General features: G+C 60.6%; 12 protein-coding genes and 1 CRISPR repeat array. Of the genes, 2 read left to right on the top strand and 10 right to left on the bottom strand.

The features are described 5' to 3' along the window. Nucleotides 1-11: 11 nt before the first annotated feature. Together HARCEL1_RS02675 and cas6 are read right to left on the bottom strand one after the other, a co-directional pair. A complete protein-coding gene (locus tag HARCEL1_RS02675) occupies nt 12-2,267 on the bottom strand; it encodes a TM1802 family CRISPR-associated protein (RefSeq protein WP_159076990.1) in 2,256 nt (751 codons plus the stop codon). Continuing rightward, the gene (gene cas6, locus HARCEL1_RS02670) at nt 2,267-3,031 is read right to left on the bottom strand and encodes a CRISPR-associated endoribonuclease Cas6 (RefSeq protein ID WP_108381062.1); all 765 of its coding nucleotides are present in this window, start codon (nt 3,029-3,031) and stop codon (nt 2,267-2,269) included. Before cas6 ends, HARCEL1_RS02675 begins: the two co-directional genes overlap by 1 nt. A 458-nt stretch (nt 3,032-3,489) precedes the next feature. On the opposite strand from cas6, the gene HARCEL1_RS02665 reads away from it, so the two are divergent. Together HARCEL1_RS02665 and HARCEL1_RS02660 are read left to right on the top strand one after the other, a co-directional pair. Beyond that, on the top strand, nt 3,490-3,849 hold the full coding sequence (locus tag HARCEL1_RS02665; RefSeq protein WP_108381061.1) for a hypothetical protein: 360 nt from the start codon (nt 3,490-3,492) through the stop codon (nt 3,847-3,849). Nucleotides 3,850-3,852: 3 nt separating this feature from the next. Continuing rightward, nucleotides 3,853-4,401: a hypothetical protein gene (locus tag HARCEL1_RS02660; RefSeq protein ID WP_108381060.1), complete on the top strand. Its 549-nt coding sequence runs from the start codon at nt 3,853-3,855 to the stop codon at nt 4,399-4,401. A 53-nt stretch (nt 4,402-4,454) separates the two neighbouring features. Here the strand turns inward: HARCEL1_RS02660 and HARCEL1_RS02655 are convergent, their stop codons facing one another. The 8 genes from HARCEL1_RS02655 to HARCEL1_RS02620 all read right to left on the bottom strand — a co-directional run bounded on the left by HARCEL1_RS02655 (nt 4,455) and on the right by HARCEL1_RS02620 (nt 16,469). Further along, on the bottom strand, nt 4,455-4,958 hold the full coding sequence (locus HARCEL1_RS02655; protein ID WP_108381059.1) for a hypothetical protein: 504 nt from the start codon (nt 4,956-4,958) through the stop codon (nt 4,455-4,457). After that, on the bottom strand, nt 4,955-5,257 hold the full coding sequence (locus HARCEL1_RS02650) for a hypothetical protein (protein WP_108381058.1): 303 nt from the start codon (nt 5,255-5,257) through the stop codon (nt 4,955-4,957). Before HARCEL1_RS02650 ends, HARCEL1_RS02655 begins: the two co-directional genes overlap by 4 nt. A gap of 57 nt (nt 5,258-5,314) precedes the next feature. Further along, a CRISPR array of direct repeats spans nt 5,315-6,405; the repeat unit is 31 nt; unit sequence GCTTCAACCCCACAAGGGGTCCGTCTGAAAC. Between the two features lie 103 nt (nt 6,406-6,508). Continuing rightward, nucleotides 6,509-7,084: a UbiX family flavin prenyltransferase gene (locus HARCEL1_RS02645; RefSeq protein ID WP_108381057.1), complete on the bottom strand. Its 576-nt coding sequence runs from the start codon at nt 7,082-7,084 to the stop codon at nt 6,509-6,511. After that, nucleotides 7,081-7,599, bottom strand: coding sequence for an aconitase X swivel domain-containing protein (locus HARCEL1_RS02640; protein WP_108381056.1), 519 nt, complete (start codon nt 7,597-7,599; stop codon nt 7,081-7,083). The genes HARCEL1_RS02645 and HARCEL1_RS02640 overlap by 4 nt, the downstream gene beginning before the upstream one ends. Next, nucleotides 7,596-8,774 (bottom strand): aconitase X, encoded by a 1,179-nt coding sequence (locus HARCEL1_RS02635; protein WP_108381055.1) that lies wholly within the window; start codon nt 8,772-8,774, stop codon nt 7,596-7,598. Before HARCEL1_RS02635 ends, HARCEL1_RS02640 begins: the two co-directional genes overlap by 4 nt. Then, nucleotides 8,774-10,081, bottom strand: a complete 1,308-nt coding sequence (locus HARCEL1_RS02630; protein WP_108381054.1) for a UbiD family decarboxylase — start codon at nt 10,079-10,081, stop codon at nt 8,774-8,776. Before HARCEL1_RS02630 ends, HARCEL1_RS02635 begins: the two co-directional genes overlap by 1 nt. Nucleotides 10,082-11,328: 1,247 nt before the next feature. Next, nucleotides 11,329-11,775, bottom strand: a complete 447-nt coding sequence (locus HARCEL1_RS02625) for a hypothetical protein (protein ID WP_159076989.1) — start codon at nt 11,773-11,775, stop codon at nt 11,329-11,331. A gap of 515 nt (nt 11,776-12,290) precedes the next feature. Continuing rightward, nucleotides 12,291-16,469, bottom strand: a complete 4,179-nt coding sequence (locus tag HARCEL1_RS02620; RefSeq protein ID WP_159076988.1) for a VWA domain-containing protein — start codon at nt 16,467-16,469, stop codon at nt 12,291-12,293. Between the last annotated feature and the right edge of the window lie 343 nt (nt 16,470-16,812).

The following is a 16,812-nucleotide window of genomic DNA, read 5'->3' as shown; positions in this document are numbered from 1 at the left end:
GTAGTGGCGTGTTATTCGCTATTGCTTTCGTCGTCATTGTACGTACCGATCGACGTGTCGCTTCGACCGTACGAGAGGCCGAGGCCATAGTGCATCCGCAGGTCTGAGATACTCAGGTCCCACTCGGTGGGTGGCTTTGAGTGAACGATATCGTTCAGCCGTTCCACGTAGCGAGTGTTCATGATCGAGTTCACGTTCTCGTCTTCCTCGGAGTATACCGCATTCTTGTCAAGAACCTGATTGAGTGTCGTCGAAAACCGCTGCAGTGTGAGCGAGTTGATCGGATGCTGCCGCATTACGGTCCGCGAGAGGTCCTTCTTTGGACTCGTTTGGTAGGCTGCGAGACGTCCGACCAGCGCCCCCAGAAGGAACGCACCCTGCCGTTCTTCGTTCTTGTCGAGGGCAGGATGTGCCTCGATGAACTTATTGAGGCGCTGTTCGCGGTTCTCGAACGATTGTTCCTCGGCCATCTGCCGTGCTGGATTACTGTCGTCTGTCATAGTATCGATTTGAACGGGTTGCGTGAGGGGTGGCGCGTCACCGGGCTCCTGACCCGATATACCGAGAACGCCAGCGCGTGCTAATGCCTGATATTGAACGTACTGGCGAGTCAACAATGAGTCTGGCACCGGGAGATCGTCCTCACCGAAAGAACTGCGTTGTTCATTCTCGAGGCGTGGCACGTATTGGTCCATGAGCCACTCCGGGTTGAGCCTGGTATCTGGCCCCAGGCACTGTCGGGTAGCGGTCGTCCACGGATCGTTGGCACCGTAGTTGTCGTCATCTGCGTCGGCTTTTCGATCGAAGAACGTACTCGCGAAGTACCCGCCACTCAATAACCCACTAAACACAGCATCGGACATCGACGACATGAGATACTCACTTCCGTCATATTCGTCGCCGTCCGTTTGACTATTTGTTCGGCCATATGGTGGACTCGGGAACAGCGGCAGTCTGTTTGGCTGGCTAACCAGCAATGCACTACCGAGGAGTTCGGTGTGCGCCTCGGCGATCGAACGCATTTTCTGGACCGAAACGCTCGGTTCCTCGATCAGGATTTTCGATTTCCGACCAGGTTCATAGACGACCGAGTAGTACAATTGAACGCCGGAATCGTACAACCGACTACTTCGGTCAGTCAATTCGTCACTGATCACCGAGACGATCTGGCCATCGTCGTCCATTGCCTTGCGAGCCAGGTCGTACAGTGCGACTGCTTCCCCAGGATTCGGGTTCGATAGGTACGGGATGACATAGAGACGTGTATCGTCTCGGAGGAGATGGACGAACTCTTTGACGACGGACGATCCACTGATGATGGCAAAGGCAGTCTCACTGCTTAGCGGTCTGTTTCGCCAACTTTCGTCCGGTGAAAGGTCGGGAAAGGACTCAGCCATCTTCCCCTGGTGTCGCTCAAGCGGGGAGTCACTGACACCGAACACTTCGCCCTGTTCTCCCGTAACAAAGTCCGTCGCTGTTCCTGAGCTGTCTTTTGCTTCAGAGTAGCTCCGCATCTGATTGGCAACCCAGCGACGTTTTGTGACCTCGTTCAAGACTTCAAACTCGCCCGGATACTTGAACCGATCTCCGTTCTCGGTTAAAATTCGAAGTGAAAGAACACCGGTAAACCCGCTGGGGAACCGATTCTCGAACTCTGCTTTGACAGATTCTTCTAACTTCGAGAGATCTTCTGACTCCAACGATGCAAGGCGGTTGATGAGGTCACCGTCTGGATGTTCTTCTGCTACCTCACTCGCCATGTCTGACTGCAACCACTGAGTGAATAGATCCCTAATGTACCCTGCACACTTCGCTGGCGATTTGTCCGTGATATCATGTGCGAGAGACATATTGTGCCCGCTTGCCCGACTATCCTGACGACTGTACCCGACACGCAAGAGTTTCTTCCGATCAACGGGCTCGGCGTAGAGCGGCGCAGTGGGATCGATACTATCCATGTCATAATCGGCTTCGGCTGCCACTACGTCACCAGCGGTACCAAAGCTGACAGTGTTCTCCGAAATGTTGACTGGAACACTGACCATCCCGATCCCCTGCTCAAAGTAATCGGGTCTGGCTTCAGGCGTCAATCGTTGCTCAATATATTTCTGGTCGACACCGACGCCTTCGTATTTCAGGGAGAGATACGTGCTGTGAAGTCGACCGTACAGGTCCGTGATATCATATATTGAGGAGTACGATCGATCCAGTAGGATTTCCTCAAGCCGGTCTTGATGTGTTTCAGTCTCGAAAACGTTTCTCGCCATCATTGTTGGACATTCACGAACCCAAATCCGAGCGAGTTACGCTCACCAATCCCGACATCCAACAACAGATTGAGATGCCGTCGATGGTCGTCGTCCCGAACAGTGTAATCGAACTTCCATTTGCTCAACACCCACGTCTCGGTCACACCGGTCGTCGGCGTGACTGGAATCGCGAACGTCTTGAGCAACTCGTAGCCGTCGAACAACTCGCCCTCGGTCTCCGACGGACCGGGCAGATACTCCGGACAGAACAGATTGTGTTTCTGGTCCAGATTCGCCTCGATCTGGTTGCGGAACGGCTCCATACTGTGCTCCGGGCGCCAGAACTCCGCTTCGTCGTGATCGCTGTCGATTCCGTACTCGTCGAACCGCCACGGCGGGATCCGAACGAGTACACCCGTTCCGGTCGAGAGCGTCCCCCGCGTCCCGGGTTCGCCCACGTCGGGCGCGAGCGGCGAGAAGTCCTCGACGGTAAAGGGCATCTCACCGATGTTTAGCTCTGGATCCTCCTGCAGGTCGGCCGCGATGTGCGCGAGCAACTCCTCCTCTGGCGAGGCGACGAGCAGCGTCCGCTCGTCGCCAGCTTCCATTTGGCCCGGCGGGAACGGGTTGGAGTACGTGAACGGCTTCGGACGGTTCTCGTCGTGAACCGCGTCGAACTCCGTCCCCTCCAGTGCCCCCCAGAGTCGGCCCCTGAGTTTGTGATGATACGCATTGTCGTATGCGGCGTCCCGTCTGGCGCGCAAACGGACGAGAACCCGCATTCGATTATCGCACTCCCATTGCTGTTGGCATGACGCGTCGGTGATCGATTGCTTTCGTCATAAATTTCCTGCAACCACGGTGAAAGTGTGAGCCCACGAAGGGCCGTCTGGAACAGTGCCTCGGTGTGACCGACGGTCGAGTGCGGTATTCGGTTAATCGAATTGCGCCGCCCCAGCCGGCAGAGGTGGGAAATCGAACGGGGCCGAGCGGTCGGCGAGCGAGAACCCGCAAGCACGCCGAAGGCGCGCGCAGCGGTAGCGTGGCCGAACGGAGTGAGGCCACGAGATGCGAACGGGGAGCGAAGCGACCCGTGAGCAGTTCGTAGCCGTCGAGCGCGAGGGGGCGTTCGGAAAATACCGAAAGAGAATTCCCAGCTTACAGAAACCGCGGAACCAAACACGAATTCCAGACACACGCCATGCACACGATTTTAGTCCCCGGAACACATACTGTGCACATGGTCGCAGACTCCGAACACAAGCGCGTCCACTTCCGGTCGCCAGCGGACCTCGTCGGACAGGCCGACGCCCTGGCCGAAATCGAAGGGACCGACCGAACGGACGTCATCATCGAGGCGCTCCGCGAGTACATCGCCGACGCGACCGACGACGAGCGATTCCGCCACGACATCACCGAGGCGTACTACGACGGCCAGATCGGGTACGACCGCCTCGAAGCGCTGGTCGGGACCGAACGAGCCCGCACCGCGAAGCTGCTCAAACGGGACCTCGACTCCGAGCCGCTCGATCTCTCCGCGCCGGAGGATGGCGTCGATATCTACGACGGGGAGACGGCGACGGTCGACCCCGAGGACTGATCGATGGAGACCGTCGTCGCCGACACCTGCTCGCTGGTGAGCCTGGCGATCCCCAGAGCCGACGCGAGCGACACCGCGAGCAACCCCGACCCGTTGCAGTACCTGCTCACGAGCACTCGGGTGAGCGTCCCGACACAGGTCGAAAACGAACTCCGGGAGATGGCTGGCTACGACGACGTTCACGCCGCCGCGGCGACGAACGTCCTCGCCGCGAGCGAGCACTTCCGCGTCGTCGATCCGCTGGCCGAGGACGGCGGACCGGACGAACTCCCGACCTACGGCCTCGATACGGGCGAAACCGCTGCGATCGTCCTCGCGAATACCAACGCAGTCGACGCACTGCTGACCGACGAGTTCACTCACCTCGCGCGCATTCACGCACTCGTCGAGGGAGCGACGCTCGTGCCGACGCCGCGATTGATCCGAGACTACGCCCGGAACGGCCACCTCACGGTCGACCAGGCGCGTGACCTCCTGGACGTGATCGGACCGTCTCGGAGCTGGGACGCGAACAGCTACGTGCAGGCCGTGGGGGCGACGCTGGATGGATAGCGAGAGCGTGTTCAAATCCTCGGTGCACCGATTGTCGAAGAGGAATCTAGCGATCACTCGAACAGCGTCCGCGCCCGCTGGACGTACGCGTTCGCCGCCCAGTCCCGGACCGATGCGATCCGGTCGAGCGCGCGCTCGGCCTCGTCGCCAGTCAATCGACCGTCTTCGACCAGCGCCGCGAGTAGCGTCGGCGTCGTGACGAGTCGCGTCTCGGCCAGCGACGCGTGGATCAGCCCGATCTGGCTGAACTCGTCACAGAGCATCAACGCTGCGCCGCGCTCGCTGGCGAGCGTGACGGCGGCGTTCTCTCCGGCGTCGAGTGGAAACTCGGGATCGAGCGACACCGACGCGACCCGATAGGCCGATCGGTCGAGGACTGCTTGCGCACCGCTCGCGTGGGCGTCCTCGTAGGCGGCGACGTCCCGCAGTTCGTCCACGACGGTCTCGGGCACGACGAGATCGTAGCGATCGAGGACGACGCTCAGCACGTCAGGATCGCTATCCGCCGTCACGCCGAGGCTCACGAGTGCCGAGGTGTCGGCGACGAGGTCGGTCACGTGTCGGCCACGTCCTCGACGAACGCCTCGTCGAGTTGCCGATCCAGCACGCGGACGTTCGCCGCTTCTTCCGCGCCGAGGAGTGATTCGAGCTGGTCCGAACTGATCTCGTCGTCGTAGTACGCGGCGGCGATCTCCTGGGTCAGCACGTCGTCGTGAGCGGCGTCCTGGAGGTACTCCCGAAGCGCCGTCACCAGAAGGTCAGTCCGATCCTCGCCCAGGACGGCCGCGAGCGCGTCAGTCCGTTCGATCAATCGCTCGGGAGCGCGGAACTGAACGCGCCGTTTGTCGGTGCTCATCGTGTGTACATTGTGAGCCACGGTACTTCAACCCGACGCCGGGACGTGAGCGAGACAGCTTCAACCCCACAAGGGGTCCGTCTGAAACCAGGACACTCGCATGGCGATCGAGTTCCAGGGGCCGCTTCAACCCCACAAGGGGTCCGTCTGAAACGCAGTGCGTGGTAGGCTGCGGCGATCGTCTCCTGCGCTTCAACCCCACAAGGGGTCCGTCTGAAACTTTTACCGTAGGTTTTCCTACGGGTGTTCAGTTATGCTTCAACCCCACAAGGGGTCCGTCTGAAACCGCGAACTGTACCACAGCCTGCTCGACCTGATTCGGCTTCAACCCCACAAGGGGTCCGTCTGAAACTTATGGGTCTTTTACGGAAAAAGATCCCAAAGAGGGCTTCAACCCCACAAGGGGTCCGTCTGAAACGACAACAGTCCACGACATCACTGGTCACCCGTGACGCTTCAACCCCACAAGGGGTCCGTCTGAAACCGCACGGTCATCGTCTCGACCGGCCGAGACTCGGTGCTTCAACCCCACAAGGGGTCCGTCTGAAACCCGTCAGATTGCTCGCGGAGTAGGTCTCCCCGACCTCGCTTCAACCCCACAAGGGGTCCGTCTGAAACATCACGACGACCTGAGCGGGCAGGAATCTCAGGCGGTGCTTCAACCCCACAAGGGGTCCGTCTGAAACCAGGTCACCGGCCGCAACCCCGATCCCGAGACGGCTTCAACCCCACAAGGGGTCCGTCTGAAACGAGCGTTGCCACGCCAGGCGGCGGCACCGACCCCGCTTCAACCCCACAAGGGGTCCGTCTGAAACTCGTTCGGCGGTTCGATTTCGTCGGACGTAAAGCCGCTTCAACCCCACAAGGAGTCCGTCTGAAACTATGGTTATGACTAAAGACCTTGAATCGATGGATAGCGCTTCAACCCCACAAGGGGTCCGTCTGAAACCCCTCACGCCGTCGGTCCCTAGGTCATTGAGGCAGTTGCTTCAACCCCACAAGGGGTCCGTCTGAAACGCGGCCTCTGCGATTTTCTCGCGTTCGTCGGCGTCGCTTCAACCCCACAAGGGGTCCGTCTGAAACGCGATCGCCGCCAGCTTCAGCCATCGCGGGACCTGCTTCAACCCCACAAGGGGTCCGTCTGAAACCATGGCCGTTTCACCGGCCTCACCCCCGATTACACGCGGATTTCACATCAAGATTTCCATCGACCCGCAATAGTCCGCAAACCCCCGGGGGTCGATGGTCACCCTACAGTCGCCCGTCGCCAGACCACGTCTCACCGAGCGAATGCTCGATGTCGAACCGATCGAGAACCTTGCCCGCCAGATGATCGAGCACGTCGTCGATCCCATCGGGTTCGTAGTAAAATCCGAGCACGGGCGGGACGACACTGGCCCCGACCCCGGCCAGACGCTCCAAGTTCCCCAGGTGAATCTCGCTCATCGGCGTCTCGCGGGGCACGACCACGAGCGGGCGGTCCTCTTTCAGGCAGACGTCGGCGGCGCGGGTCAGCAGGCCGTCGGCGTGCCCGTCGGCGACCGCCGCGACGGTGTGCATCGACGCGGGCACGATCGCCATGCCGCGCGCGTCGACCGACCCGGAGGCGACCGACGCAGTGATCTCGTCGTCGTGATACACCGCGGTCGCGAGTTGGTCGAGGTGGGCCATCGTTTCCTCCCGGCCCGGGCCCTCGTGGGCCATCACCGACTCGGCGGCGTCGGTGACGACGACGATCAACTCGGCGTGGGCGGCGATCGACTCGGCCGTGCGGACCGCCAGCGGGATCCCCGACGCCCCGGAAATTCCGAGCACGATCCGTGTCATCGATCGCTCGCGTCGCTGTCCGCAACTGAATCAGCGTCCGCCGCGGCGTCCACGCGACGCAGTTCGCCCGCGTCGGCGTCGACGGTGACTCGCTCGCCATCGGCGAGCGAGTCCAGCGGGATTTCGAGCCCGTCCACGCAGGGGATCTCCCCGAGGATCGCCCCCGTCGCGACGATCGTCTCGGTCTCCTCGAGGACGATCGCCGCCGGGCCGACGCCGTTCTGGGCGACGCCATACAGGACGTACGATCCGACCGTCGATCCTTTCCCACGTGGGAAGACGAGGACCTTGTCGTCGATACACGACCCTTCGAGGTCGTGGCCCTCCTCGATGAATTCGCCCGTATCGAGATCGACCGCGCCGTAGAAGCTGATCGGTTCGTCCGAGCGGAGGACCTCACCCGTCGCGGTCCCCTCGGTGATCGCGGTGCCGTCCGCGACCGACCAGTCCGCGGGGTCCCTCTCGTCGGCGCTCTCGGCATCGGTGGCGTCCGTCGCCCCGTCGGAATCGCTCACGCGAGCACCCCCTCGATGAGGCTGGCACGATCGTCGAACACGACGGTCTGCTCGCAGAATCCGGGCAGGTAGTTCGCGGCCTTCGCGGAGTCGGTCGCCGTGACTGCGTAGTCCATCGCCTCGATCGGCGCGACGACGTTGCAGGTGTCGGCCAGCACCGATCCGCCGGCGGCCTCGATCGTCGCGACGTGGCCGTTACGCTCGGCCTGGGCCCGGACTGCGGCGCTCGTACACACCCAGAGGTCCGCGTCGAGAGACTCCCCGTCGACACGGGCAGCGATCTCCGCGATTTCGGCGGGCGAGGCGTGCGGACAGCCGATCACGACGAGATCGGGGTCGGCATCGGTGCGCAGGCGGTCGTACTCGTTGTCGAGTTCCGCGTCACCGACCGAGAGGCTCTCGACGCCAGTCGGCGGGTCGCGATCCGTCGTCAGGTCCTCGACGTAATAGAGTGCGACCGCGCCGGAGGCGGCCATCGCCGCGCCGAGCGCTTTCAGATCGTCGGTGTCGGCGGCCTCGATCCCCGAGAAGTAGGGGATCCCGTCCTCGACGCGGCGGCCGACCCACGAACCCAGCGCGGCGATATCGGCGGTCGAGTCCAGATCGGCATCCACGCGCACCCGGTGGGTCGGCCGACGGTTGTGATCGAGATGGAGGCCGTGTTCGGGCGTTCGCCCGGTGATCGCGGCGGCGATCGCAGACGGTCCGCCCTCACGATTCGTCTTCGCGCCGATCACCGAGTTCGCAAAGGAGACTGCCGAGGACTCCGCCCACGCGACGTGTTCGCCCGCGCGAGGGAGATTGCCCGCCAGGTAGGGTGTGCACGTAAAGGAGAGGGTGATCCCCATCGCGTCGAGCGCGTCGCGAATCCGGCGCTGATTCTGGGCGAACGATTCGTCGACGCCGACGGCCTCGTACTGCTCGAAGTCCATCCCCGCCGGGTTCGTAAAGGTTGGCACCGACGCTTTCGCGCCCTCCTCGGCGAACGACTCCAGAAACTGCACGCCCGGGTCGCCGATCGACTTATACGAGATCCCCGAGGCCTGGGCGGACCCGATCTCGACGAGGCGGTCGGCCCCGTAGATGTCACCGAGTTCGACGAGGAGGTTCATCGCCTTGCGCTCGGCGGGGTTCGACGAATCGAGCAGCGCCTCTTCTTCGGTAGTCAGGTGCATTATTCGAACTCCTCCAGGTCGATGTCGTCCTCCCCGGGAATCCTCGCTTCGCGGAACTCGCTGGCCTCACGATCGGGCCCGCGCGGCCGCGTCGCGTCCACGATCCACTTCGCGGTCGTGCCCGTTGCGAAGTCCTGGGAGGGGTCGAGCGAAGACCCGTCCGCGCCCTCGATCACCTCCACGTCGCGATCTGGCTGCGTTCGGGTCGCGACCGCCCACTCGACGGCCTCGGGGTCGCTCGGGTCGATATCGGCATCGACGATCGTGACGCGCTTGAGCGACGGATGGGCCGCGAGTGCGGCGAGACCGGCGTTTTTCGCGTCGCCCTGGGTCCGGACGTCGATCGCGACGACGACGTGGAGCCACGAGCACCCGCCGTGGGTGAGCACGACGTTTGCGACGGTCGGGACCGCGTTCTCGACGATCCGATAGATCCGGGGCTCCTGGGGCACACCCATGAGGTTCGCGTGTTCGGCCCGCCCGGGGACGATGATGCGCACGAGGGGATTTGGCCGCGTCATGAGCGTGTTCACGCGGACCACGGGTTGCTCGCGCGTGCGATCCCAGGTCCGAGAGAGGTCGACGAACGGGCCCTCCTCGGCCGTCTCCGACGTGATCTCGCCGAGCATGAGCACCTCGCTCTCGCTCGGGACGGTCAAGCCGTCGAGAGAATCGGTCGCCAACTGGCCGCCGTGGAGGCGGTTCGCGAGTTCGAGTTCGCTCTCACCGGGGGCGATCGACGTCGCGGCGGCGAGTTCGACCGCGGGGTGGACGCCCATCGCGACGGCGATCGGTGTCGGGCCCTCGGTACGCGAATGGATGTCGTGGAGGTGGCGTTCGACCAGCCGAATGGCGAACTCGTTGTCGCCGAGATACTGCATCCGGTGGAAAGAGAGGTTGTGCGTCCCGGTGTCGGGGTCCTCGGCGATCACGACGCTGGAGGCGAGATAGCGACGATCGTGGGCCTCGTAGTAGTCCGGGATCGGAATGTGCTCGCGGACGTCCGGATCGGTCGCGACCTCGCGAGCGGCGACCGGTACCGTCCGTTCGAGCGGTGCGGGGTCGGCCATCGCGGCCGACATCGCTGCAACGAGCGACTCGTCGGTGTCGATCGCCCGGCGGATGGCTGTTCGCGTCCCGATGCAGTTCGTGGCGACTCGACAGTCGGGGTAGCCCGCCACCGACTCGAAAATCGTCGGCGTCGCGGCGTCCTGGACCGCGAGCGCCGGGAGTTCGGCGTCCGGATCGACCGACTGTGTGAGTCGCGTCGGATCCGGGTGGGCGTCGAGGACGCTCCTGAGTCCCATACACGGGCCACGCCGATGACGGGTAAAACCGTTCAGGTTTGCCGCCATCTGCCGGGAACGGGCGGGGGCTGTCGAGAGTGAGCACTCCTTAGAGCGGGCCCTGACGAACGTCAACGGCCAGATCGGATAGGATATGAAAGGGCCCCTGTTGGGCCACCCAGAAACCCGATACTATCGTTCGGGAATTGCAGTTACATCGTCGCCACAGGAACGTTCGCCGACGTATTCGATGGATGCATCGCCATCCGACCGGTTCAATCGGTACACTCCAAAGTGAGTGTTCGTGCAGGATCCAGAGAATGCAGTCGTGATATACTCTGGCAAATGTTGGCACCGGAGCGTCACCGCTATCTTTTCATACGCGAGACTCTCCGAGTCGGCGGTGATCTGATCTCGACACTGAACGCTCGAATCGGTAAATCCAATAATCGATACGTCACGAAACGCTTCGGATTCGTCCCAATTCCGAGCGTAGAAGTCAGTTTGAACTGTAATTTCGTACGAACCATTGGGCTGGTCCCGCACAGTCACATTGTCGAGATCGAGATCACGTGCTTTCGGCCCGCCTGGAACGAACAAGCAGCCGCTAAGCGATGCGACGGCCGGTACAGCCGCAATCAGTTTTCGCCGCGATATTCGATCACTCATCTTTCGATGGAATATTTTTTAAGACGACTGTTGGCAATTCCTCCAAAATCAAATCCATTCCCTCTATTACCATCAGATATCCCAATCACTGCCGACTATTCTACATTCGGAATAATATAAATAAGATACTAAGCTATCGTGTCGGGATAGTCGTCAACGACTCATTACATTCGCGGTACCCAATAAATTCAGACCGGCTCTCAGAACTTGCCTCGTTAATCTTGTATACCCCAAATAGTGAATTCTGGCATCGCTGTTCCTCAACCGTCATCGTCAGATAACTCACCTCTTTGGGACAAGTTACCGAAATTGGCTCTTCATGAGATAGACTACTGGAAAAGGTCGGAGAGATTGGCCGATTGCAAACGATTTGATTGGATCTAAACCCAATTAACTTCACATCGTGGACCTCCTCTCTTAAGTCCTGATTCCTCACGCTGAAGTATGCCACTGCATCAATCTTGTAAGATTCTGATTGACTTTCGAACTCGATATCTCTGAGTGCAAGTGTCCTACTCCGAGGGCCACCAGGGCTGATGCAACCGCTCACACTTGCAAAAGTTGGCACGCTGAGGAGGACACATCTCCTCGAGATTCTTTTACTCATCTTTGCTGGGAATGTTAACGAAATTAATCGTTAGAATCTCTTCGATACTGAAGGCCGTTCGTTGTGTTTTGTCGATCGGATTCGCATCGCCCATAATCGGCCACAGGCCATCAGAATAGCGTTGTGTAGATTCAATCGTTAAATCATTGCCGCCGCCAGTCACCCGACCGCCGGGATCGATCCCATAACAGTAGCCGCCACTGTAACATTCGCCGATCTTGAGCCCTTTATCGTCGAGCCATCCGGCACTGAGTCCGTGACCGATCTCTTCCATGAGAACTCGATGCTTCCCTTCTGGGGACGTCATGGCGTCGTCGAACATAACGGTTCCGTGGGGTGTTCCCCAGATATTCTCGATGAACGCGGTCTGCGTGGGCGAGCCAGTATGCCCCTCCATTCCGTTGACGTCTTCCGGAATCGGTGAGAGGTCGTGGGGCACGTACATTTAAACATCAGAGCAGTACTGGTCCGCTCGGGACCCGATACTATCGTTCGGGAATTGCGGTCAAATTGTCGTCACAATAGCGGTCTCCGACGTAACTGAGGGACGCATTTCCATCCGACAGAGTCAGTCGGTACACTGGAAAATGGGTTTTCGTACACGATCCAGTGAGTGTCGTTGTAATATACTTGGGCAATTGGCGACATCGCAACGTCACCACTATGTTTTCATACGCGAGACTCTCCGAATTAGCGTCAATCCTGTTTCGACAGTGAATGCTCGAATCAGTAATTCCAATAATGGATACGTCACGAAACGCTTCGGATTCGTTCCGGTTCCGGACATAAAAGTCAGTCGTGACTGTAACCTCATGAGTACCATCAGGCTGCTCCCGGACACTCACACCCTCCAAGTCGAGGTTACGCGATGTCGGACCGCCCGCAACGAATAGACAACCGCTCAACGATCCGACAGCCGGTACGGACGCTATCAGTTTTCGCCGCGATATTCGATCACTCATCTTTCGTTGGTATCCCCTTAAAATCAATAGTCACTAACTCCTCGATACTGAATGCAGTTCTCTCGGATCCGAAATAATCGGCTCTTCCCATAACTGGCCAATCTCCATTTTTCGACCCTTCAATCGCTTCGACAGTCAAGTCATCGCCCCCGCCAGTCACGCGGCCGCCGGGACCGATCCCATAGCAAAAGTCACCACTATAGCATTCGCCGATCTTCAGAAGTTTATCGTCGAGCCATCCGGCACTCAGTCCGTGACCGATCTCTTCCATGAGAACTCGATGCTTCCCTTCTGGGGACGTCATGGCGTCGTCGAACATAACGGTTCCGTGGGGCGTTCCCCAGATATTCTCGATGAACGCGGTCTGTGTCGGCGAACCAGTGTGCCCCTCCATTCCGTTGACGCCTTCCGGAATCGGTGAGAGGTCGTGGGGCACGTATTTGGGAATATCAGACCCATGCGAGGAGGACCAGAACAGGTGCAGCGTCGATGGATCGTCGTGGTAGGCGTCCTCCACCAGATCAGTCTCCCAGACGTTGAATGCGTCCGGTTCGATGCATTCGATCCGGGAGTGAACCTCGCCGATGCCACCAGAGCGAGTCTTCGTAATCAGACCAGTTCCGTCGTCGAGGACCGGCCCGAACGCTTTGAAGCCCGGTTGCCGATCGGGTTCGAACAGATTGACTGCCCGGCAGGTGTTTTCGAGGTCGGACTGCGACAGTGAGTCGTCGGCTTCGAACGTGAGATCGATGCCGTACAGCGCATAGTTCATCCTGGTCTGTTCGAGCACGTCGTTGCCGTTCGAGAGCGTGAGATTGCGAGGATTCCGTCCCTCGATGTAATCCACTTCGATAGTCAGTGATCGGTCCGGTAGCTGATCTGCGTCCGTCGGATCCGTTCCCCAGTGTAGTTCGCCCACGTGAACGTTCGAGTGATACTCACCGGATCGGCCAGGGAGTTCGGCCGATCGAGCGGCCGACGTCATGGGATCGTCGGTCACCTCGTGGACACCCACCTGTTCGTTGACGATTTCGTCACCGGCGATCCCGCTGGGGGCTCCCGACCCATCGTCGTCGTGGAGGTGTTCCCGGTACAGGACGACGTTCCGACTCGTGGATCGATCCGTGTCGTACACGCCGATCCATCCGTCCCAGACGCCGTCGCCGTCGGTATCGGGACGCGTCGCATTCGTCCGCTCGTCGAGGACGTTCGCATCCACGACAGTCATGGTGGCGAACGTTTGCCGGACTTCGTGGATCCCAGTCCGCTCCCAGCCATCGGTCAGACCGTCACCGTCCGTATCGGGATTCCACGGATCGAGCCGGGAACTGGCTTCGACTGTCGTCTCGTCTCGGTTCGACTGCCAGGTGTCGGTCCGTTCGACGCCGTCTATCGCTTCGAAGGATAGCGTCTCCTCGATCACCCCAGCGTCGTTGGCATCGCGAGGCCACTCGTTCGTCGTCACGAAGTCGAAATCCGAGGTCGCGTCGTTGAATCCGTCTCGACCGACCGAAACCTCCCGACCGACAGTCTCGGACGGGACTCCCAGGCTCTGGGGACGAACAATAGTCCCCGTCGCGATCGTTCCGGGATCACGCAGCGTTCGCATGACGCCAGCCTGCCGCTTCGTCAGACCGTAGGTGACCACTGCTTCGGGATCGGTGTGCGTCCGACGCTTTTCGATGCTATCGTTCAAGCCGTCACGATCGCTGTCGACCAGTAACGGATCCGAACTCACGTTGATCGAATCGTCGACGGTACAGCCACTCCAGAAGATCCCACCGCCGTACTCAACGTACTGGCAATCAGTGTCGAAGCGGAGGGGCCGATCCATTCCGGAGACGTTTTCGACGGGAATCTCCCAGCCCTCGAACTCCACGTCGTCGTCGAGGCCGTCGCTGTCACCATCGACGCTGGTCGGATCACTCACGAGTTCGTAATAGGTGACCGTGTGTGAGATGCGATGGCCATCGACGTAAAACGTCACTTGCTCTTCGTGGCGGTCACCGACCTCGACGCCGTCCGAGAGGCCGTCGCCGTCGGTGTCACTCGCGTTCGGGTTGGTCTGGATCGTCGACGTTCCGAGTCCAGTCGATCCGACCGGGATGCCCTGGCGTTCGAGTGGGTCCGGCAGGCCGTCCCCGTCGGTGTCTGGCGGTTTGACGTCTTCTGACACGCGCGAGAAGACCTCGGGCAGCTCCGAGGCACTTCCCACGTAGTGGAACGAGCCGTTCGTGATCGAGGCGATCGAATCGAGTTTGGTCCGATCGGCACTGCCAAAGCCGATCGTGTGGATCGTCGTGTTCCGACTGGCAGCCGTTTGCGCTTCGTCGATACCCCCTTCTCCGTTTCCGTCTGTGAGCAACACGGTCACTTGACTCCGGCTGTCGTTACTCGCAGCGGCGAAATGGTCGTTCGCGACCCTGAGCCCAGCCCCAATGTCGGTCCCGCCGTATGCGTCCAGGTTTTCGATCGTCACGTTGACCGCGTCGTGCTCTGAGGTCAGCGACTGCGTGAGTTCCCCGTCGTTATCGAAATCGACGACGCCGGCTCGATCGCGTTCGAGGAGGGACCCGACGAATCGTTTCGCCGCCTCTTTCCGGAACTCATGGGGATCGTTCCCGCCCATCGATCCCGAAGAATCGATGACGAAGACCACGTCGACGGGCTTGAGTTCGTCGCTCTCGTTCGAGGAGTCCTCAGCCGAGAGGTCTGACGCCCAGTTCGCCACCGGGAAGACGACGAACGTCGAGAAGTGTGAGGTCTGAGCCGTCACCGTGCCATCGTCCAGATCGACCGACGAATTCAGTGGCATGTAGATCTGCCGTTCGGGATCGTATCTGAACATCGCGAGGTCGCTCTCGTTTTCGAATTCGGCAGGACGATCGATCGAGAGCGTCACGTTTGCCGTTTCGAAAGACCGTTCGGATCGAATATCGGCCACCGTCGATACACTGCGATTTTGTATGCGATCCGACGTTGCGAATCGTGCGTCCTGTCGGTCGATGGTGACCCCACCGGCAACGTTGCCCGCGCCCGTCAGCGTGACGGTCGCCCCGAGCGACCGATTGCTGGCGGTCGTCGTGAACGTCTCGTTTCCGTCCTGTATCCCGTCGTCGTCAGTATCGGGGTCGAGCGGATCAGTTTCGAGTGCGGGTTCGGCGTCGTCGTCGAGACCGTCCCCATCGGTATCGGCATCGAGCGGATCAGTTCCGTTGGCGAGTTCGGCTGGATCCGTGAGCGTGTCACCGTCGATGTCGGCAAATCGTGGTGGCGTCCCGGCCGCCTGTTCGTCCAAATTCGTCAGTCCGTCGCCGTCCAGATCTTCCGCACCGTCAGGCACGCCGTCGCCGTCTGTATCCGGTCGAGTCGGATCCGTTCGAGTTCGGCTGATCTCGAAGGCGTCTCTGAGACCGTCTCCGTCGGTGTCGTTATCGAGTGGGTGCGTCCCGATCGACTGCTCCTCGCTCGTCAGAAGGCCGTCACCGTCGAAATCCTCTCGACCGTCGACGATCCCGTTGCTGCTTTCGTTGGCCGTCGTCAGTGGCGAATCGCTGTCTGGATCCAGTGGATCGGTCCCCGTCAGGTTGATCTCGGTTCGATCGGTCAGGCCGTCACCGTCGAGACGGATCGTCGCGTTGGTCGCCCCAGGAATCGGTTCGCCACCCTGGGTAGGCACGATACTGATCTCCGTCACCCGGTCAGTCCGATTGAGGTCCGCCCAGAAGCGAGCGTGCGTGTAGTTCTTCCACCGTGGGTTGACCGTCGTTCGCGTCCGGTTCGTTGTGACGGTGAGTGTCACGTTCGTCCACCCGGGAGGATTCACGATCGTTCCTCGAAAGCTATAGTGATCGCGAACGGAGTCGTTGACGATCGGATCCGATCGACTGGCGACTGTGACCGACGGACCGATATCGGCGTCGATCAGTCGCAACGCTTCGTTGGCCTGCTGAACGGCAGTCCCGTAGGTCCTGATGGCCCGAGTCGTGAGCTCGACGCGCCGATCACCCGTCGTCTCGTTCGCACGTTCTCGAAGGTCCTCCGCCTCTTCGAACAGCCGTTCGGCTTCCGAGACGTGCGAACGGGCACTCCAGTACGAAGTCGGCGGGAGGTCGTCCTTCGAGAGCCTGAAAGCGCGACGAGCATCCGTGACTGACTGGTTCGCACTCACATGGTCGGCCCGTACGAGAGACGATTCGACCTGACCGACGGCGTCAGATCGATTCGTCTCCAGATACGGCGAGAGCGCTTCGATGGCGTTCGCATCGTGTTCGAAAGCAGACTGATTCTGAACCCGAACCGGGTCCCGAAACGTCTGAATTGACCGATTGATACGACGGCTGGCCCGGTCCCGACCGTCCCGGAGACGTTCGTTCTCGGCCGGCAAGTCACGAACGGTCGATCGAGCCACCGACTTCCCTTCGAGCGGTGTGTTCGCGGTCCCATCGGTCAGTACATCACCGTCGTCTGCAGTCGTGGAACCGACGGTCGGTATCGTGGCAGCCGGTATCACG

The sequence above is a fragment of the Halococcoides cellulosivorans genome (genome assembly GCF_003058365.1).
In the GTDB taxonomy this organism is placed as follows: Archaea; Halobacteriota; Halobacteria; order Halobacteriales; family Haloarculaceae; genus Halococcoides; species Halococcoides cellulosivorans.
The sequence above is the reverse complement of the archived record's forward strand: the minus strand, read 5'-3'. Positions and strand labels throughout refer to the sequence as shown.

What these genes read in the sequence shown, in the direction of transcription:
- HARCEL1_RS02675 (WP_159076990.1), bottom strand. Translation starts at nt 2,267, where the DNA reads ATGGCGAGAAACGTTTTCGAGACTGAAACACATCAAGACCGGCTTGAG.
- cas6 (WP_108381062.1), bottom strand. Translation starts at nt 3,031, where the DNA reads ATGCGGGTTCTCGTCCGTTTGCGCGCCAGACGGGACGCCGCATACGAC.
- HARCEL1_RS02665 (WP_108381061.1), top strand. Translation starts at nt 3,490, where the DNA reads ATGGTCGCAGACTCCGAACACAAGCGCGTCCACTTCCGGTCGCCAGCG.
- HARCEL1_RS02660 (WP_108381060.1), top strand. Translation starts at nt 3,853, where the DNA reads ATGGAGACCGTCGTCGCCGACACCTGCTCGCTGGTGAGCCTGGCGATC.
- HARCEL1_RS02650 (WP_108381058.1), bottom strand. Translation starts at nt 5,257, where the DNA reads ATGAGCACCGACAAACGGCGCGTTCAGTTCCGCGCTCCCGAGCGATTG.
- HARCEL1_RS02645 (WP_108381057.1), bottom strand. Translation starts at nt 7,084, where the DNA reads ATGACACGGATCGTGCTCGGAATTTCCGGGGCGTCGGGGATCCCGCTG.
- HARCEL1_RS02635 (WP_108381055.1), bottom strand. Translation starts at nt 8,774, where the DNA reads ATGCACCTGACTACCGAAGAAGAGGCGCTGCTCGATTCGTCGAACCCC.
- HARCEL1_RS02630 (WP_108381054.1), bottom strand. Translation starts at nt 10,081, where the DNA reads ATGGGACTCAGGAGCGTCCTCGACGCCCACCCGGATCCGACGCGACTC.